Annotated in this window: 15 protein-coding genes; 12 read left to right on the top strand and 3 right to left on the bottom strand. The window is 46.2% G+C overall.

Features of this window, described 5'->3' with window-relative positions; translation table 11 throughout:
* The first annotated feature begins 78 nt into the window (after positions 1-78).
* From sps_RS04880 to sps_RS04825, 12 genes are all read left to right on the top strand, one after another.
* Entirely contained in the window at positions 79-441 is a 363-nt protein-coding gene (locus sps_RS04880) for a type III secretion apparatus (RefSeq protein ID WP_077751500.1), read from the top strand.
* Positions 438-2,495 carry an EscV/YscV/HrcV family type III secretion system export apparatus protein gene (locus sps_RS04875; protein ID WP_077751499.1) on the top strand — a complete coding sequence of 686 codons (2,058 nt, stop codon included), beginning with the start codon at positions 438-440 and terminating at the stop codon, positions 2,493-2,495. Before sps_RS04880 ends, sps_RS04875 begins: the two co-directional genes overlap by 4 nt.
* A 95-nt stretch (positions 2,496-2,590) precedes the next feature.
* The gene (locus sps_RS04870) at positions 2,591-3,919 is read left to right on the top strand and encodes an EscN/YscN/HrcN family type III secretion system ATPase (protein ID WP_077751498.1); all 1,329 of its coding nucleotides are present in this window, start codon (positions 2,591-2,593) and stop codon (positions 3,917-3,919) included.
* A gap of 16 nt (positions 3,920-3,935) precedes the next feature.
* On the top strand, positions 3,936-4,334 hold the full coding sequence (locus sps_RS04865; protein ID WP_077751497.1) for a hypothetical protein: 399 nt from the start codon (positions 3,936-3,938) through the stop codon (positions 4,332-4,334).
* Positions 4,327-4,764 (top strand): hypothetical protein, encoded by a 438-nt coding sequence (locus sps_RS04860; RefSeq protein ID WP_077751496.1) that lies wholly within the window; start codon positions 4,327-4,329, stop codon positions 4,762-4,764. Before sps_RS04865 ends, sps_RS04860 begins: the two co-directional genes overlap by 8 nt.
* Before the next feature lie 44 nt (positions 4,765-4,808).
* Positions 4,809-5,687, top strand: coding sequence for a hypothetical protein (locus tag sps_RS04855; protein WP_237157991.1), 879 nt, complete (start codon positions 4,809-4,811; stop codon positions 5,685-5,687).
* Positions 5,688-5,778: 91 nt separating this feature from the next.
* Positions 5,779-6,429, top strand: coding sequence for a type III secretion system export apparatus subunit SctR (gene sctR, locus sps_RS04850; protein WP_077751495.1), 651 nt, complete (start codon positions 5,779-5,781; stop codon positions 6,427-6,429).
* The gene (locus sps_RS04845) at positions 6,426-6,695 is read left to right on the top strand and encodes an EscS/YscS/HrcS family type III secretion system export apparatus protein (protein WP_077751494.1); all 270 of its coding nucleotides are present in this window, start codon (positions 6,426-6,428) and stop codon (positions 6,693-6,695) included. The genes sctR and sps_RS04845 overlap by 4 nt, the downstream gene beginning before the upstream one ends.
* 2 nt (positions 6,696-6,697) lie before the next feature.
* A complete protein-coding gene (gene sctT, locus sps_RS04840) occupies positions 6,698-7,498 on the top strand; it encodes a type III secretion system export apparatus subunit SctT (protein ID WP_077751493.1) in 801 nt (266 codons plus the stop codon).
* Positions 7,499-7,512: 14 nt separating this feature from the next.
* A complete protein-coding gene (locus sps_RS04835; protein ID WP_077751492.1) occupies positions 7,513-8,562 on the top strand; it encodes an EscU/YscU/HrcU family type III secretion system export apparatus switch protein in 1,050 nt (349 codons plus the stop codon).
* A gap of 117 nt (positions 8,563-8,679) precedes the next feature.
* On the top strand, positions 8,680-9,486 hold the full coding sequence (locus sps_RS04830) for a substrate-binding periplasmic protein (protein ID WP_237157990.1): 807 nt from the start codon (positions 8,680-8,682) through the stop codon (positions 9,484-9,486).
* 174 nt (positions 9,487-9,660) lie between these two features.
* The gene (locus sps_RS04825) at positions 9,661-10,581 is read left to right on the top strand and encodes a manganese-dependent inorganic pyrophosphatase (RefSeq protein ID WP_077751491.1); all 921 of its coding nucleotides are present in this window, start codon (positions 9,661-9,663) and stop codon (positions 10,579-10,581) included.
* Positions 10,582-10,750: 169 nt separating this feature from the next.
* On the opposite strand, the gene sps_RS04820 is transcribed toward sps_RS04825, so the two are convergent.
* From sps_RS04820 to sps_RS04810, 3 genes are all read right to left on the bottom strand, one after another.
* A complete protein-coding gene (locus sps_RS04820) occupies positions 10,751-12,028 on the bottom strand; it encodes a hypothetical protein (RefSeq protein WP_077751490.1) in 1,278 nt (425 codons plus the stop codon).
* A 368-nt stretch (positions 12,029-12,396) separates the two neighbouring features.
* Entirely contained in the window at positions 12,397-13,491 is a 1,095-nt protein-coding gene (locus tag sps_RS04815; protein ID WP_077751489.1) for a hypothetical protein, read from the bottom strand.
* A 713-nt stretch (positions 13,492-14,204) separates the two neighbouring features.
* Positions 14,205-16,625, bottom strand: a complete 2,421-nt coding sequence (locus tag sps_RS04810; RefSeq protein WP_077751488.1) for a Lon protease family protein — start codon at positions 16,623-16,625, stop codon at positions 14,205-14,207.
* Between the last annotated feature and the right edge of the window lie 11 nt (positions 16,626-16,636).

Here is a 16,636-nt window from a genome sequence, read left to right as displayed (position 1 = left end):
GATTCAGGTGTTTACCTGATCCCCTTTTTGTCTTTACTGGGCGATGATGATCCTGAGAGTTAATCGAGGGAGTCTGGTATGGATTTACAAGTTACGCGTAATCTTGAGCAATTTTTCAGGCTGTTGAATCGTTGGCCAGTTCATCTAGAAGATCGTATCGAATGTCATTGGACTCCCTATGGCATCTTGCTGGAATCAGTGGATGATCGCTTATTAATGACCTCTTGGCTGTTGGAACCTAAGGTAACACAGCTGCAGCCTTGGCTCTCACGTTGGCATCCTGAGGCTTTTATGGGATTACCCCAGAGGGTGTTTATGGTTAAAAGTCGTCTGATGATCAGCTGTCTGTGTCCATCGTTTAGTCAGGCACATGATTGGTATCATCTTTGTCTGATGCAGCAAAAATTCCTGAGTAAAGTCATCACAGGAGGTCAATTATGAACCTTATCGGTCGCTGGTTAAGTAAAGCCGCAGGCAGACACGATATCATTCTCAGCGCCATGTTGATGGTGGCTGTATTTATGATGATCTTGCCACTTCCCACAGCCTTAATTGATGTACTCATCGCCTTTAATTTATGTTTATCGATTGTGTTATTGATGATCGCTATCTATATCCGTGATCCCTTAGAGTTCTCTGTTTTCCCTTCATTATTGTTAATCACGACTTTGTACCGTTTGGCACTGACTATCAGCACCAGTAGGTTGATCTTATTGCAACATGACGCCGGAGATATCGTTTACACCTTCGGTAATTTCGTGGTTGGGGGAAACTTGGCGGTGGGGATCATCATATTTGCCATCATCACCATAGTGCAATTTATCGTGATCACCAAAGGCTCAGAACGGGTCGCCGAAGTGAGCGCCCGTTTTTCTCTCGATGCCATGCCGGGTAAACAGATGAGCATAGATGGCGACATGCGCGCTGGGATCATCGACGCTAAAGAAGCTAAACGTCAACGGGCACAGGTACAAAAAGAGAGTCAGCTCTATGGTGCCATGGATGGGGCGATGAAGTTTGTTAAGGGAGATGCCATTGCCAGCATAATAGTCATCCTCACTAATATCTTAGGGGGGATTGCAGTGGGGGTGATGCAACATAATATGTCGGCCTCGGAAGCAGTTAATACCTATGCGGTGTTATCGGTAGGTGATGGCCTGATTGCACAAATTCCTTCGTTGCTTATCTCTATTACCGCTGGGCTTATTGTCACTCGAGTACCGGGTGAACAACGTCAAAATTTGGCTAACGAATTGGTCGCGCAGGTGGGGCGCCAGCCTTCATCTTTGCAGATGGCCGGGATGGTGATGTTTATCTTTGCATTTATTCCCGGTTTTCCAATGCTGGTGTTTGGCCTGTTAGGCGCGGTCACCTTAGCTTCCTCTTGGTGGTTAGTTCGTAAGAAAAAGCAGGAGGGTGAGCAGGCTGAACATCCACATTTCTCTGATAATACCAGTGTCAATGAGGGGGGCGATGAGAATATGGCACCGGGAGCTGTGCCCTTAATGCTCTATCTGGGGGCGGATGTCCCCAGTCAAGGAGTGAAAGAGGCATTACAACGTCTGCGTTGGCAGCTGTTCGAGCAGCTAGGAGTGCCTCTTCCGGAGATTCAGCTGCAAATCGCGAAGAAGGGTAACTCGGGGTTGTGTGACGTACTCTTGTATCAGGAGCCTGTATTGCAGCTACAGTTCGACTTGGACGAATCTCTCTTGGTCGAGCCCATGGTGACCTTGCCCAGTAGAGTCGAGACTCTTCCTTTTAGTGGTGAGGAACTTCATTGGATTAAAGGCAATGTACTCGAGCAGGCCCGTGAACAAGGTTTATCTGTCTGTAGCGCTGAGCAGATCCCGGCTTACATAGTCGGTAAGGTGATCGGCAGATATGCCGGTGAATTTATTGGGGTACAGGAGACCCGTTACCTGATGGATGCCATGGAGGCCAGATATGGCGAGTTGGTTAAAGAGCTACAACGCATGCTGTCGGTGGGTAAGGTGGCTGAAATCCTTCAGCGTCTGGTGGAGGAAGGTATCTCCATTCGCGATCTGCGTACCATCTTCGAGACCTTAGTGGAGTGGGTGTCAAAAGAGAAAGACATCATCATGCTGACAGAATATGTGCGTATTGCATTGCGTCGTCATATTCGTCGTAATTTTGCCACACCACAGGGCTGGATCTCGGTATTGATGGTGGGAGAAGGGATTGAAAATTTGATCCGTGAATCGATACGCCAATCCACTGCGGGATCTTACTCGGCATTGGATATGGAGCAAAGTAATTTGATCTTAACCACCTTAAAGGCCGAGCTGCCTCCTCAGCAAGCCTGCGTGTTACTCACTTCCCTTGATGTGCGTCGCTACCTGAGAAAAATTATAGAACGTGAATTGTTTACCACTCCCGTATTGTCATTTCAGGAGCTAGGAGATGACGCCGAGATTAAGGTGCTAGCCCATGTCGATCTGGTGGGTGAAGCGTTAGATGCGGCTATGGCCAGCTAAATGAAAGATACAAGCACATATTGCCTCAGTAGGTGAAGTCCTATACAGGGCTATGGCCAGTTAGAATAAAGACAAGAATATAGGAGGAATACACGATGAATCTACCCGATATTCAAGCTATGAGTTCATTTTTAGAAACCAGCTTGTTCTCGCAAGTGGAGCCAAGTCCTGCTGCCCCGGTGCGTTATTTCGGTAAGGTACAGGAGGTGGGAGCCACGGTTGTACGTGCCACTCTGCCCGGTGCTCACCAGGGGGAGTTGTGTGTTATCGACGATGAGCTTAAGGCCGAAGTGGTGGCGGTGAAAGGTGATGAGGTGGTGCTTTCCCCCTTCGATGTCACTAGTTGGCTGAAAACTGGAGCCTTAGTCGAGCCACTAGGTCACGGTCATCAAGTGTTTCTAGGCCAGAGTTTGCTGGGACGAGTGGTGGATGGCTTCGGCGCTGTAATGGACGGGGATCCATTGAGTTGTACTGAGATCAGGCCTAACTATGCCAGCGCTCCGGATCCTCTGAGTCGCAGCTTGATCCATGACATCATGCCACTGGGGATCCGGGCTATCGATAGTATTCTCACTTGTGGTGTCGGTCAGAGGATTGGCATCTTTGCCGCAGCGGGTGGTGGTAAGAGCACCTTGCTCGGGATGATAGCCTCCCACAGCCAAGCCGATGTGATTGTGTTAGCGCTTGTGGGAGAGCGAGGACGTGAAGTGCGGGAGTTTATTGAATATAACTTATCCCCAGAAGCGAGGTCGCGAACTGTGATGGTGGTCGCCACCTCTGACAGGCCACCACTGGAGCGGATGAAGGCGACATTAACAGCGACAACCATAGCCGAATACTTTCGTGATCAGGGTAAGAATGTGCTCTTGATGGTGGATTCATTGACACGTTTTGCCCGCAGTGCTCGAGAGATCAGTTTAGCGGCGGGGGAAGCCGCAGTATCGAATGGATTCCCACCGAGTGTTTTTGTCAATCTGTCGGCGTTAGTTGAGCGGGCAGGACCTGCAGCAAAAGGCAGTATTACCGGAATATACACCGTATTGGTGGAGGGAGACAATATGAATGAACCCATTGCCGACGAAGTCCGCTCTTTGCTCGATGGCCATATCGTGTTGTCGCGTAAATTGGCTGGAGCGGGACATTATCCTGCCATAGATATCAATGCCAGCGTCAGCCGTGTCATGGATCAAATTGTGACACAGGAGCAAACAGAGCATGCCGCCAGAGTGAGGCAACTCTTGTCATTGTATGACGAAGTTCAATTATTAATTAGAGTAGGTGAGTATGTTGAGGGAGAAGATGAAGAAACTGACGAGGCGGTGAAACGTCATGGAGACATCACCCGATTTTTACGTCAATCCGTGAGTGAATTTAGCCCCTATGAGCAGACTCAAATGGGACTTTCAGCCCTGTTAGAGTCTTGAGTAAGGGGGTTAAATTATGGTATCGAGTCTAGTAACGAGTGACATTGAGATGCTGAATCGTCTTCTGGTGATCAGGCAGGTTAAGGAAGATAAGCTGCGGCGGCAATTGGCACAATGTCGGAAAATCAGCAAGCGACAGGTCCAGCAAACATTAAAAATGCAAGCAGAGCGGCATGGGCTAGTGGCTAAACTAGAGCAACAAGCCCTGCCGCTAGAAGCCCTGAGCCCTGGTGAGTTAGTGAAGTTTAAACTCATGTTGGGAAGAGGCTACCAGCAGGAAAGAGCACTGGCCGAGGGGCTAGTTACGCTGAAGCACGAGGCTGATGAACTGGCCTTAACCATGGAAAGCTTACTCAAAGACATTCAGCAGCTAAGCAAAGATCAAGAAAAGCTAAAGGCGGTGTTCGATGAATAATCAAATAGACATGAATAGAGTGCGAAGGATGAGCTTACCTAGTGTCGAAGCACGTCACGAGTCCGATCCGGATATTCGTCGTCGTTTCGAATCTTGCTTGGTTGGTGGTAGTAAAGGCAAGGATAAAAAAGCCTCTGAGTCGATTTCAGATCTGACTAAGTCTCTGTTGAGCCACAATGGCGGCATCTATCGTCATGGTAGCACCGAAGTTGTGCGCCAAGGAGAGATGCTGAGTTATAGACTGCTTAATGGGCCAATGATGGGACTGGTTATTCAAGCGAGTTATCACAGCTTGGGGATCCGATTGCAGATATATCCCAAGAATCAACGTCAGTCTCGGGTGTTGGCCTGCGTGTTACCTAACCTCTCACAGGCCCTCGAGGGGAGACGGTTTGAGATCGGTTTAGAATTGATGCCAGTCAAGAAGTGAACTAGATGACTAGATAAATTAATGAGTGAGTGGGGATGATACTGATGAACACTTTAATTAAAGCCGGACAAATACTGGGTCGAGGGTTAGAGCAAGCGGCTTGTCGAATAGAACTCAAACGGGTGGGAGGAGACGGGATGTTTTGGCAACGGCAAGGGGGCCCATTGAATGCTGGGCTTTGGTGTCCTAAACAGGACTGGCAAAAGCTGGTTTTTGCCATGACGGGGATTCCGGATCCTGTTAATTTATCCAGTGAGCTTTTGCCCTGTGTGAGTGCTGGCATGCTGGAAGGAGAGGCGCCGTGGTTACTGAATGCTTTGGAGCCTGTGCCGAATGCCTGTGGACTGTTACCTGAAATATATCCGGTACTCACCTTGACCCATGCTGAGGTGGGAGATATCACCTGTGTACTGATCAATTGGCCTCAGGAGCAGTGGCAGAACATAGTGAGCGATTGGTCACCATTTGCTGGTTCGTCTGCGTCCTTAAGCTTAAGTTTAGTCGCAGGTTTTGCCTTACAGACATCGGCTAGTCCCCAATTGCCAGCGGCAGGGGGAGGTGTTTGGTTAGATGGGGATATTAGTGTCGAACGTGGTGAGGCCTTACTCTGGTGCAATGGCCCGTTAGCAAAAGTGACCTTAACTCAGGGAGAGCAAGGGGGAAAGTTCAGCTTAGTGATAGATGAACTTGTGGTGGAAAGGAATCTTCTTTATACGCCTGTGATTGCCGAAATAGCCAGAGTGACTCTGCCGATTTCACATCTAGGTGCCATGATGACAGGGGATAAGCTAGAGGCCGAGGTGAGCCTTAACGCCGAAGTGAGGCTCTGCTATCAAGACGAGGAGGAAAATATCTTGCTGGGGACGGCCAGTTTACTGCGAAGCGGAGATGAACTCTTGGCTCAAGTTGAGATTCTAGCTTAGTCACTTACTTAGTTAGGTTTCAGGTCTTCACCTGATATCGAAGTGTGACGAATCGCGCCATGATGGAACTCTAGTCATAAAGGAGGTTTCCATGGCCTTACTCGATAATCCTATTCAACTCATCATCATGTTATTTTGCCTGTCACTCTTGCCTCTGTTTGCGGTGATGGGCAGCTCATTTCTTAAATTGGCCATCGTATTTTCCATGTTAAGAAATGCCCTGGGTATTCAACAGATCCCACCGAACATGGCAATATATGGTTTGGCTCTCATCTTAACCATGTTCACCATGGCGCCAGTGGGGATGCAGATCAATGATAATTTAAAGGCGAATCCCATTGTGTTCGATTCGCCCCATGTTTTCGAACAGATAAACACTCAAGCCATTGCCCCCTATCAAGACTTCTTACAGAGGAACACCAGCAAAACCCAATTGGAGTTTTTCGCTAATATCGGCCATAAGACCTGGCCTGACAAATATCAGGATGCATTGTCAAAAGATTCACTTTTCGTGATGGTTCCGGCATTCACCATGAGTCAACTTATCGAGGCGTTTAAGATTGGACTGTTGATCTACCTGCCGTTCGTGGCGATTGATCTCATTGTGTCCAATATCTTGCTGGCGATGGGAATGATGATGGTGTCACCCATGACCATAGCGCTACCTTTTAAATTGTTGATATTTATCTTGATGGGGGGTTGGGAAAAGCTGATTGGTCAACTTATGGTGTCCTTCTCATGAGTGAAACTATCATAGTACATTTCACCTCCGAGCTATTATGGATGGTGCTCTTGTTGTCTCTACCTGTGGTGATTGTTGCCTCTGTGGTCGGGGTAATAGTGAGTCTAGTTCAGGCACTGACTCAGATCCAGGACCAAACTTTACAGTTTTTGATCAAGCTGGTTGCGGTCTGCATAACGCTGGTGGTGAGTTACCACTGGATGGGCGGCTCTTTACTTAATTATGCCAACATGACCTTCGATCAAATAAGTCATATGGGGGGCTGATTATGTTGAATCCTCTACCCACTGAAATCACTGCGCAACTGCCGGTATTGGCCCTGTGTATGATGCGTCCATTGGGAATGATGTTATTACTGCCGCTTTTTAAAGGCGGAGCAATGGGCAGCGCGCTTATCCGTAATAGTTTGATCTTGTTGTTTGCGCTGCCCACATTGCCGGCAATGGATGATATGCAACAGGTGATCTTACAGGCTGATAATTGGAGTTTGTTTAGCTTATATGGCAAGGAGCTGCTCGTTGGCTTCTTGCTAGGTTTTTGCGCTGCGATCCCTTTTTGGGCGATAGATATGGCGGGGTTCGTGATCGATACCATGCGCGGCGCCTCTATGTCCACTGTACTCAACCCCTTGATGGGTCTTCAATCTTCAATCTATGGCATGTTGTTTACCCAAGTATTAACTGTGCTGTTTCTTGTGTCCGGTGGTTTTAATCATCTACTAACTGCCATGTATCAGTCCTATAATCAACTACCGCCAGGATTCGATCTGAGTTTAACTCAACCCTTACTGGTTTTTATTGGTCATGAATGGCAACTGATGTGTCAGTTATGCCTGAGTTTTGCAATGCCTGCCATGGTGATCATGATCTTGGTCGATGTGGCTCTGGGTTTAGTGAACCGCTCAGCCCAGCAACTCAACGTTTTCTTTCTTTCTATGCCGATCAAGAGTGCCTTAGTGCTATTACTGCTCATCTATAGTTTGCAATTTGCACTGGCCCATTATCTTGAACGTATTACCGGCGTCGAGCAACAGATAGGCATACTCTTTGGCCTCTTGTCTGCTCACTAGTTAATGGGTGATTTATGAGCGAAAAAACAGAAAAACCCACAGAGAAGCGTCTGCGGGAAGCGAGAAATCGTGGTCAGGTGATCAAGAGTGCTGAAGTTGTCACAGGCTTGCAGATGGCGATTATTTTAGGGTATTTCCTGTTTGAAGGTCAGGGCTTAATGCAGTCACTCATCTATTTAATCACTATCACCATCAATAGTATTCATTTGCCATTGGAGACTGCAGCGGATCAAATTGTCGGCACGTTCGTCATGATCGCCCTGCGTTTTTTAGGAGGCCTGACCTTAGTACTCTTATTTACCATTATCGTAGGCAATGTAGTTCAAACTGGTCCGGTATGGGCATCGGAAGCCTTGAAACCGAGCATGAATAAGTTAAATGTGATCAATAATGCCAAGCAGCTTATCTCATGGAAAAGCGTGTTTGAGCTTGGTAAGAATCTGGTTAAGGTGATAGTGCTCAGTCTGGTTTTTTATTACCTACTGCATCGTTATGTCAACTCCTTTCAATATCTTCCCCTGTGTGGCGAAGCGTGTGGCCTTGGCGTGATTTCGACGCTAATTACTTGGCTCTGGGGCTGTTTTTTAGGTTGTTACGTTATTTTTGGCATCGCTGATTATGCCTTTCAGCGTTATAGCTTGATGAAAGAACTTAAAATGTCGAAAGATGACACCAAACAAGAATATAAGGACTCGGAGGGAAATCCAGAGGTAAAACAGAAGCGGCGTGAAACCCAAAGAGAGGTGGCATCGGGCAGTTTGGCTGCCAATGTGCAGAAGGCCACTGTGGTGGTACGTAACCCGACTCATCTGGCTATCTGTTTGCATTATCAAGTCGGTGAGACTCCACTGCCTATGGTGCTGGAAAAGGCTGAAGATCATATGGCATTACATATTGTGGCTTTGGCGGAAAAAGCCGGTGTGCCAATTGTTGAGAATATTCCTTTGGCTCGGGCCATTTATGGCGAAGTGGAAGCAGGAAACCCTATTCCGGAGAGTTTGTTTGAACCCGTTGCAGATCTGCTACGTGTAGTGATGGCTATACCCTATGATGATTGCGACTAGATAATATCACTTGGGTGCTTTATGCGCTACGGGAGCAAAAATAGCTGATGTAAACTACATTTATTGATGTCGATGAGCTTTATCATTGAGTTTAAACTGCAGAAAAGAGGCGGTGTAATGAAATTGATTCAAATGCTGGTGGCACTGACTTTGTATATTTTTATTCCGCTTAATGTGTCCGCAAAAGAAATCGAGGTAACCCTCTATGGCGATGCTAACTACCCACCATACTCCTATATGGAGGAAGGAGAGTTAAAGGGGATTTACGCCAACATCATCAAGGTTGCCGTGTCCCGAATGAAAGGTTACAAGGTGACTCTGGTTGGTGTTCCTTGGAAGCGTGGTTTACGCTTGATAGAAAGTGGTAAAGGTTTCGCCATCTACCCCCCTTATTTTCATGTGGAAAAGCGGCCTTATATTTGGCCATATTCGCTACCCATTCTCGATGAAAGAGTCATGGTCATATGCCGGGAGGATCTCTTTTTCAGGGCGCTGAGATTGAACTGGGTCGAAGACTATTATGGCTTAGTAATAGGCATTAATTCAGGATTCCACTTGGGCGGGGATGCATTTTGGCAAGCAGTTAAAGAGGAGAAAATCACCGTCAGTGAGGCGAAAGGAAATAGAGAAAACTTGCTGCAGCTAGGGTTAAAGCGGATAGATTGTTACCTCAACGATCGTATCTCTATTTTGTGGGAGCTAAAAAAGCTTAAGCAGAGCGGCGAATATGATGAGGGAGGCAAGCATACTATGTTGATGGAGGGAGCCACCGTCAGCATAGAGCAAGGTTTCATGGGTTTTACCGATATGGATGACGGCCAGTTTGCGTTTAAAGAAGATTTCAAGAAGCAGTTTGACATCATCATCTACGACATGCGAAGAAGCGGTGAGATGCAAAAGATCATCAATGACTTTCTTCGTTAAAGCAGAACACAGAAATGCAATAACTTGTCTTAATCACCTGTTTCCTACCATTTTCCCTAACGTCAAAAGTAGGTTTGCTACAGAAAGGGCTATTTTGGCACGCTTATTGTCAGTTAATGTTTTTCAAACGGGATGAATTTGGTAGAATAAACGGTAATTAAAGGAGAGTTATCAATGTCAGTTTATGTAGTGGGCCATAAGATCCCAGATTCAGATTCAATTTGTGGTGCAATTGCACTCGCTAACCTGAAAAATGCAATCGGCGAGCCAGCCATTCCGGCTCGTTTAGGTGAGTTATCGCCTGAAACCGCATTCATTCTAGAAAAGTTTGGTTTCGAAGCCCCTGAATTTAAGACAAGCTATGCCGGTGAAGAGGTGTTTATTGTCGATCATTCTGAGCTAACTCAGGCTCCAGATGATATCGCTGAAGCGACGATTGTCGGTATTGTCGATCACCATAAGCTGGGGGACTTGACCACATCTACGCCACTGGAGTGTTGGATCCGCCCCGTAGGGTGTAGTAACACCATCATCAAGATGATGTATGATTTCCATGGTGTGACTATTCCAAAGAACATCGCCGGCATCATGATGTGTGCGATTCTTAGCGACACGGTTATCTTCAAGTCTCCTACCTGCACCACGGCCGATATTAAGTGTGTCGAAGCTTTGGCTGAAATTGCTGGTATCGAAGACTTCAAAGAGCTGGGTATGGACATGTTTAAGGTGAAGTCTGCCGTAGAAGGCACACCGGTACGCGACCTTGTTATGCGTGATTTTAAAGATTTCAATATGAATGGTCACATGGTGGGTATCGGTCAACTCGAGGTCATCGACCTGTCAGTGTTTGACGATATCAAGGCCGATCTGGAAACTGATATTGCCGCACTTAAAGCCGAAGGCGGACGTCACAGCATGTTGCTGCTATTGACTGATATCATGAAAGAGGGCTCTGAGCTGTTGATCGTCAGTGATGACGCGGCTCTGACTGAGCGCGCCTACGGTAAGGCGACCGAGAACGGTCGTGTCTGGTTAGATGGCGTATTGAGCCGTAAGAAGCAGATTGTGCCTCAGCTACAAGAAGCACTGGCTTAAGCTTATTTTTATAAACCGTTAGCCAGTTAGGTTAACGGAATTAATAAGGCCGAAACAGCAATGTTTCGGCCTTTTATTTTGATCCGTAGAACATGAACATCCTTAAGCCGTCATCCCGGGATTGAGGCACGAGACACCCGGGATCCAGCTCGCCATTGTCAACGCATTCTTATGAGGGCAGGAGATTCGCCGCCACTTGCGCTTTGTCAAAAAATGCCTGGTCGCCTCCGCAGTCCGAGAGTTCCTTTGCTAAGACATCATTGGCCAAGCTCTTCACCTCCGCAGGTTTGGTTTTTCCTGAGTTTTTATTGGTTTGGTCGCTGGCTCTTTTAAAAACACGAAACGGGCCATGACCTGGGATCCCTGGTTCACTTACACTGAATTCATTGGTCGTCGCGGCCTTTCCGGACGGTATTTTAGTGGCGACATCTAGCCATGTCCTTATTTGTTTATAGGATCGACCATGATAACCAGTGATCTGATTGAACCAAGCTTCTTCTGGGCTCTCCTCGGCGAGTCCTTTCACTTTATTGTTGAAGCGCTGTGCATAACCTTTTCGTAGATCTTCTGTTTCCTGCATCGTCCCGATGCACTGGTTTTCCGGGAGCTCCCCAGATGTATTCCCACCGCGTGTGTAGCTGATGAGATACCTGTCGAAACTCGCCGCATAGTCTTGAAGATGAATACTCGGACCGACCTTCATGTCCAATACAATCCCTCGCTGCGTGCCACCTAAGTAAGACTTGGTGAGGTCAACCATATTGAATATATGCTCTATTAAGGGCTTTTCGTCTTTAGGTATTGCTTCAAGCCAACGCAGTAGTATCGACCTCGCATCACTTAGGTGCACCTTGGGATTGTCCTCACCGATCTCCTTATCATCGGCGGCAAGGATATTACTCAGAGAGAAGACACTTGCATCGCCCATTTCTAGTCCCAAAGTGACTTCGCTATGCTCAGAGGCACCTGCGAAGGGATGAGTGTAGATATTGACCTTGTGACCCAGAGTTTTCCAGGAGTAGATGTTGAACTTTTCCAAGGCCCCCAAAGGATTACTACCCAACCAAACGTAATTGATGCTCAATTGCTGGCCTCCCTTTGAGACTGGAATATGCATTTTGGCAGGCTTCCCTGCTGCCTTAGACTTAGATACGCTTTTAGGGCGTAGGGCCTCATTTGACGCTGCCTGTGTGGCCTGTGAATCTATTACATTTTGGTTGCGGTAATATTCAGGGGTTTCGGGAACGGCCACTTCAGCACGTTGACGATTAACGAATGCCTCGCGTTCCATTTCCTTTTTGCCTTGTTCAAATTCTGCTTCACTCATTCGGGAAGTGGGCGCTGAACCAGACGCTTTAGCGGCCTTTTGCTCACCATCCGTAGTCACTAACCCGATTGGCTGTGGCACTGAGTGATAACTGGTATCCCAACCTTTACCTCTTGGCATTGATTATTCCTTTGTTAACAATAGATTAACGAAATATTATTGTGGTCATTGTTAATATCGCAATCAACATGCCAAATTAGGTAAGCTTTTGATTTTATAACTGTCACAAAAAATTAAAATGTAAGCTGGGCAAAAAATGGCCCAGACTTGAGCAAGATCTTGCCTAGCTGGGCAATAAATGGCCTAGAATTAATACCCTCGCTTGAACGTAGCCGTAAAAAAAAAGGAGTTGTGACGAACGTGTTACTTACGAAGCAGTGAGCGGCCGCGGCAATTGGGCACAATCTTTAGCCCTATCATTTTGATACCGTCTTGTCCGCAATAAGGGGCCGGTTATGTTTGACCCGAATTATTTCCTACAACGAAGATTATTTTTTGGTTCCATTTAGCCCACCGCTATGATCAATAACAAAATCGTGTGGTAATTTTTGACGGGTATCACCCAATACTCTGGATATATGCTTCTGGATTGGATTCACATTTAAATGACAATCACCAATTGAAATCAAAAATGTTGCATTTGGATTATTCATTATATCTTTAGCGATTCTTTTGCCTATCACTGGATTAATGTAATCATCTCGCCAAGAGCCTGATACTATTTTCATGATATCTCTAGCATCATTAGCCACCTGCGCCTCACTGAAATTCTGATTTGCTGGGTCTATGGACGCTAGATGTTTATTAGAGGCGGTATTGAATTCGATTGCGAGACTTTCATTCTCTTCCAATAACGAATGAAAAATCATTGTATTTTGTTCGAGTAGTCCATCAAACATACTTTTTCTATTTTCTTGCTCTACATTTAATGAAGCAATTACGTCATCAAATGTCTTCTTCATAAGTTGACTTATTTTAGGTTCCCAGCCTATAACTTTGGTAGGTCCTTTAGCAAAAAATCCTTTTTGCATTGTTTTAGGAATAAAGTTATTTATATTAGTATCAACATCCTCTTGAGTTGCCTCAACATATAAGAATAACTGTTTTCTTTGCGCCTCTTTCTTTATAAATTCATTTCCTTCTGCATATGCAAAAGGTGGCGACCTGTGCCCATCTCCAGTCATAATTATTTTAGGTTTATCGCTATTTGATTTACTAAGCCATTCTTTTATTGTTCCTTTAAGGTGAGTCCACTTATCCTCACATCCTGCACATGTTTCATCATCGAGTATCAATAATTTTTCGTCAGGTTTATCAGTGCTTTGTGCAGCCTGAGAATCAATTACATTTTGATTGCGGTAATACTCAGGTTCGTCAGGAACAGCCACTTCACCTTGCTTACGATTAACGAATTCCTCGCGTTCCATCTCTTTTTTGCCTTGTTCAAACTCTGCATCACTCATTCGGGAAGTGGACGCTGGTTCAAGCGCTTTAATGGCCTTTTGTTCACCATCCTTAGTGACTAACCCGATAGGCTTTGGCACTGATTGATGACTGCTATCCCAACCCTTATCTCTTGGCATTCCATCATTCCTTATGTTTAATATTAAATACGAAATGGCTTAACCATTTTAGCGAGCTAGTGTTAATTAAAGGTTGAACGTTTTCTTTTATTCATTACAGGATGGTGTAGATATTGTAATTAGATGTTTATTGCGAATATTATCCATTGATCCCTAAGTTGGATTACATCTCAATAAATTATTTTAATTTAAGATGAATGTATATTGCTTGGCTGAATAAACTAATCATATAGAACACTACACTAATATTTCTAATCACAAAAGTAAAAGTGAAAAATTAAAATCATTTATACTAAGTGAACCAAGAGGGGATTTTAGGTAAAATGAAATACATATTTTATGAAGTTTTCACTCTATTTAATTTACTAAATTTAGAAGAACGGACGTTTATAATTTTTTTGTTTGTTGACTAGTGGTATAAAGGCTTGAAGAGAAGAGTGGTGAAAGGCATTCGTTTAGACAGAGAACGTGTTAAATCCGTTAATCAGGATTCTGTTTTGTTTGAGTTGCATGGATCCCGTACAAGTTTGCTCCTCACTTTACGGAATGACTCTTTTAAAAAGCTGTCATCCCGGGGGGACACGACATACCCGGGATCCAGCTCTGTTTGAGAGGCATGGATCCCGTATCTGTTCGTTGTTCACTTTACGGAATGACGGTGTTTAAATGAACGAGTCACTTTACCAATGACGGCATTTAAAATGACTCGCTGCTCACTCCACACTCGAGGTTTGAGATGTCTTCCTAAGTTCACTCAAACGTTGCTGGGCTAAACCTAAGATCGAACCTGCTGGATGCTCATCTTGCTTCTTTGACTTACTGTCTAGACTAATCCCAGACTCGATACCTGTCAGCAGTTCGATGGCCTGACTGACATGGTCAATTGCCCAGATATTAAATTTGCCTTTCTTGACCGCCTCGACAATATCGCTGCGCAGCATCAAATTCTGCACGTTCGTCTTAGGAATGATCACCCCTTGAGTGTTAGTGCGCCCCTTAATCGTGCAGACATCGAAGAAGCCTTCAATCTTCTCGTTAACGCCGCCGATAGGCTGGGCTTCACCGAACTGATTCATCGAGCCTGTGATGGCCACATCTTGTCTGACAGCCTGATTAGAAAACGAAGATACTATGGCACACAATTCGGCCATAGTGGCGCTGTCACCATCGACACCACCGTAAGATTGCTCGAAGGTGATATGGGTCGTGAGGGGGATCTTGGCGGTCTTACCCAGCAATGATGCCAGATAGGCCGAGAGGATCATCACGCCCTTGGAGTGCAGGCTGCCACCTAAGTCCACTTTTCTCTCTATGTCGAACACCTTACCTTCACCGAAAGCTGTGGTTGCCGTGATGCGGTTTGGTGCGCCGAATTGATGATCGGAAGTGGCGATAACAGACAGGGCATTGACCTGTCCGACCACATGATCATCTGTGCTGATGAGTGTAGTGCCAGTGATGAAACTTTCCATCACATTGTCTTTGAGTCGGCACACTCGCATCTCATGATTGTGCAGGGCCTGCTCCACATGACTGGCGCGGATCATGTTGGCATTGACGGCGCGGGCGCAGTAATTTGACTCCCGCAATAGGTTGGCAATGTCGGCCGAGTGCAGGGAAAGCTTGTTCTGGTCGTCGGCCTGACGAGAACTGAATTCTATAATGCGCTTTATGGCATTGCGATCACAATGGAGCATCTTGTTGCCATGGACGATACTGGAGATAAACTTAGCGTACAGTGCCTCAGATTTCTCGGTTCGTGGCATCACATCTTCAAAATCTGCAGTGACCCTAAACAGTTCGCTGAATTCGGGATCATAGTGCTGCAGTAATTGATAAGTCTGATAATCACCGAATAAGATGATTTTTACATCCAGAGGGATAGCCTCGGGATCCAGTGAGATAGTGCCTGACAGGGTCACTTCACGTTCCAAGGAGCTAAGGCTGAGCTTGCGGGAGCGAAGGGCACGCTTGAGACCATCCCATACATAGGGCTGTTCCAATACCTTAGCCGCATCTATCATCAGCACGCCGCCGTTGGCCTTGTGCAGACTGCCGGAGCGGATCAGTGAGAAATCGGAGAAGATGGTGCCTTTGAAGGTCGCATTTTCGATGTAACCGAAGATGGAGTGATAGTTTGGTGACTCCTCGACTATGATAGGCATCTTGCCATCATCTTGATTGACCAGCACATTGACCTGATAGCGGCGGGGCATCTTCTTGTCTAAAGAAGCATAAGAAAGCGCCAGTTGCTCTTCGTTGTCTTCAAGAAACAGATCTAAGTTGTCGAGAATGTCCTTATGCATAGCGGCCAGATAGCTCTTAACGGCAGGAATGTTGCTGTATTTTTCCTTGAGCTTGGTCATTAGATGGGCGAGTACATCTTGAGCCACCTGCTCATCTTGTTTCTGCTGCTTGTCCGAGTATTCCTCTTCCCACACAGTAAATTGACGGACGATGACTCTGAGTTTAGATTCGAGCTCGACGATGGACGTTTCTAAGGCATCTTGCTGTTTTTTGGTTAATGCCTTAAATGTCTCATCGGTATGGGCTTCTTCACCATTCATGGCCACAAGCTCATAACTGCCTTGTGCCGTGATGGTCAGGCTGATGCTCGTGTCTTTGGCTTCTTTAGTGAGGCCTTGAAGTGCGGATTCCTGCCTGTTCGACAGCTGACTCTTGAGCTTCTCGGCGCTGGAATAGTACATCTCATTGTCGAATGCCAAAGGCAAGGCTTTGGTCAGTTTGATGATGAACTTCTCGACATCTTTCTTGAATTCAACACCAGAGCCTGCTGACATCTTCAGCACCTTAGGCACACGGGCTTCATCGAAGTTGATCACATAACACCAGTCATGGAGACTATGACCACGGCCGTTGGGCTCATGACGATCGAGATAACGCATCACCATGGTGCGCTTACCTAGGCCGTTACGGCCAATGGCATAGATGTTATAACCCTTGTCTGGCATGGACATGGCGAATTCAACGGCTTGTTGGGCGCGTTCCTGTCCGACTATTTCATCCAGGGGCGTTAAGTGTTTAGTAGACTTACAGTCGGCCTCCAGGCCTGATAGCTCAGAACTGCGATAAAGCTGGTCACTGCTTAGAGGGGGTAACGGAGATATTGGCATAGGCAACCTCG

The organism is Shewanella psychrophila, assembly GCF_002005305.1.
GTDB lineage: Bacteria > Pseudomonadota > Gammaproteobacteria > Enterobacterales > Shewanellaceae > Shewanella > Shewanella psychrophila.
This window is presented reverse-complemented; position numbering and strand designations above follow the sequence as displayed.

What these genes read in the sequence shown, in the direction of transcription:
- sps_RS04830 (WP_237157990.1), top strand. Translation starts at nt 8,680, where the DNA reads ATGAAATTGATTCAAATGCTGGTGGCACTGACTTTGTATATTTTTATT.
- sctT (WP_077751493.1), top strand. Translation starts at nt 6,698, where the DNA reads ATGTTGAATCCTCTACCCACTGAAATCACTGCGCAACTGCCGGTATTG.
- sps_RS04870 (WP_077751498.1), top strand. Translation starts at nt 2,591, where the DNA reads ATGAATCTACCCGATATTCAAGCTATGAGTTCATTTTTAGAAACCAGC.
- sps_RS04880 (WP_077751500.1), top strand. Translation starts at nt 79, where the DNA reads ATGGATTTACAAGTTACGCGTAATCTTGAGCAATTTTTCAGGCTGTTG.
- sctR (WP_077751495.1), top strand. Translation starts at nt 5,779, where the DNA reads ATGGCCTTACTCGATAATCCTATTCAACTCATCATCATGTTATTTTGC.
- sps_RS04865 (WP_077751497.1), top strand. Translation starts at nt 3,936, where the DNA reads ATGGTATCGAGTCTAGTAACGAGTGACATTGAGATGCTGAATCGTCTT.
- sps_RS04860 (WP_077751496.1), top strand. Translation starts at nt 4,327, where the DNA reads ATGAATAATCAAATAGACATGAATAGAGTGCGAAGGATGAGCTTACCT.
- sps_RS04875 (WP_077751499.1), top strand. Translation starts at nt 438, where the DNA reads ATGAACCTTATCGGTCGCTGGTTAAGTAAAGCCGCAGGCAGACACGAT.
- sps_RS04810 (WP_077751488.1), bottom strand. Translation starts at nt 16,625, where the DNA reads ATGCCAATATCTCCGTTACCCCCTCTAAGCAGTGACCAGCTTTATCGC.
- sps_RS04815 (WP_077751489.1), bottom strand. Translation starts at nt 13,491, where the DNA reads ATGCCAAGAGATAAGGGTTGGGATAGCAGTCATCAATCAGTGCCAAAG.
- sps_RS04835 (WP_077751492.1), top strand. Translation starts at nt 7,513, where the DNA reads ATGAGCGAAAAAACAGAAAAACCCACAGAGAAGCGTCTGCGGGAAGCG.
- sps_RS04855 (WP_237157991.1), top strand. Translation starts at nt 4,809, where the DNA reads ATGAACACTTTAATTAAAGCCGGACAAATACTGGGTCGAGGGTTAGAG.
- sps_RS04845 (WP_077751494.1), top strand. Translation starts at nt 6,426, where the DNA reads ATGAGTGAAACTATCATAGTACATTTCACCTCCGAGCTATTATGGATG.
- sps_RS04825 (WP_077751491.1), top strand. Translation starts at nt 9,661, where the DNA reads ATGTCAGTTTATGTAGTGGGCCATAAGATCCCAGATTCAGATTCAATT.
- sps_RS04820 (WP_077751490.1), bottom strand. Translation starts at nt 12,028, where the DNA reads ATGCCAAGAGGTAAAGGTTGGGATACCAGTTATCACTCAGTGCCACAG.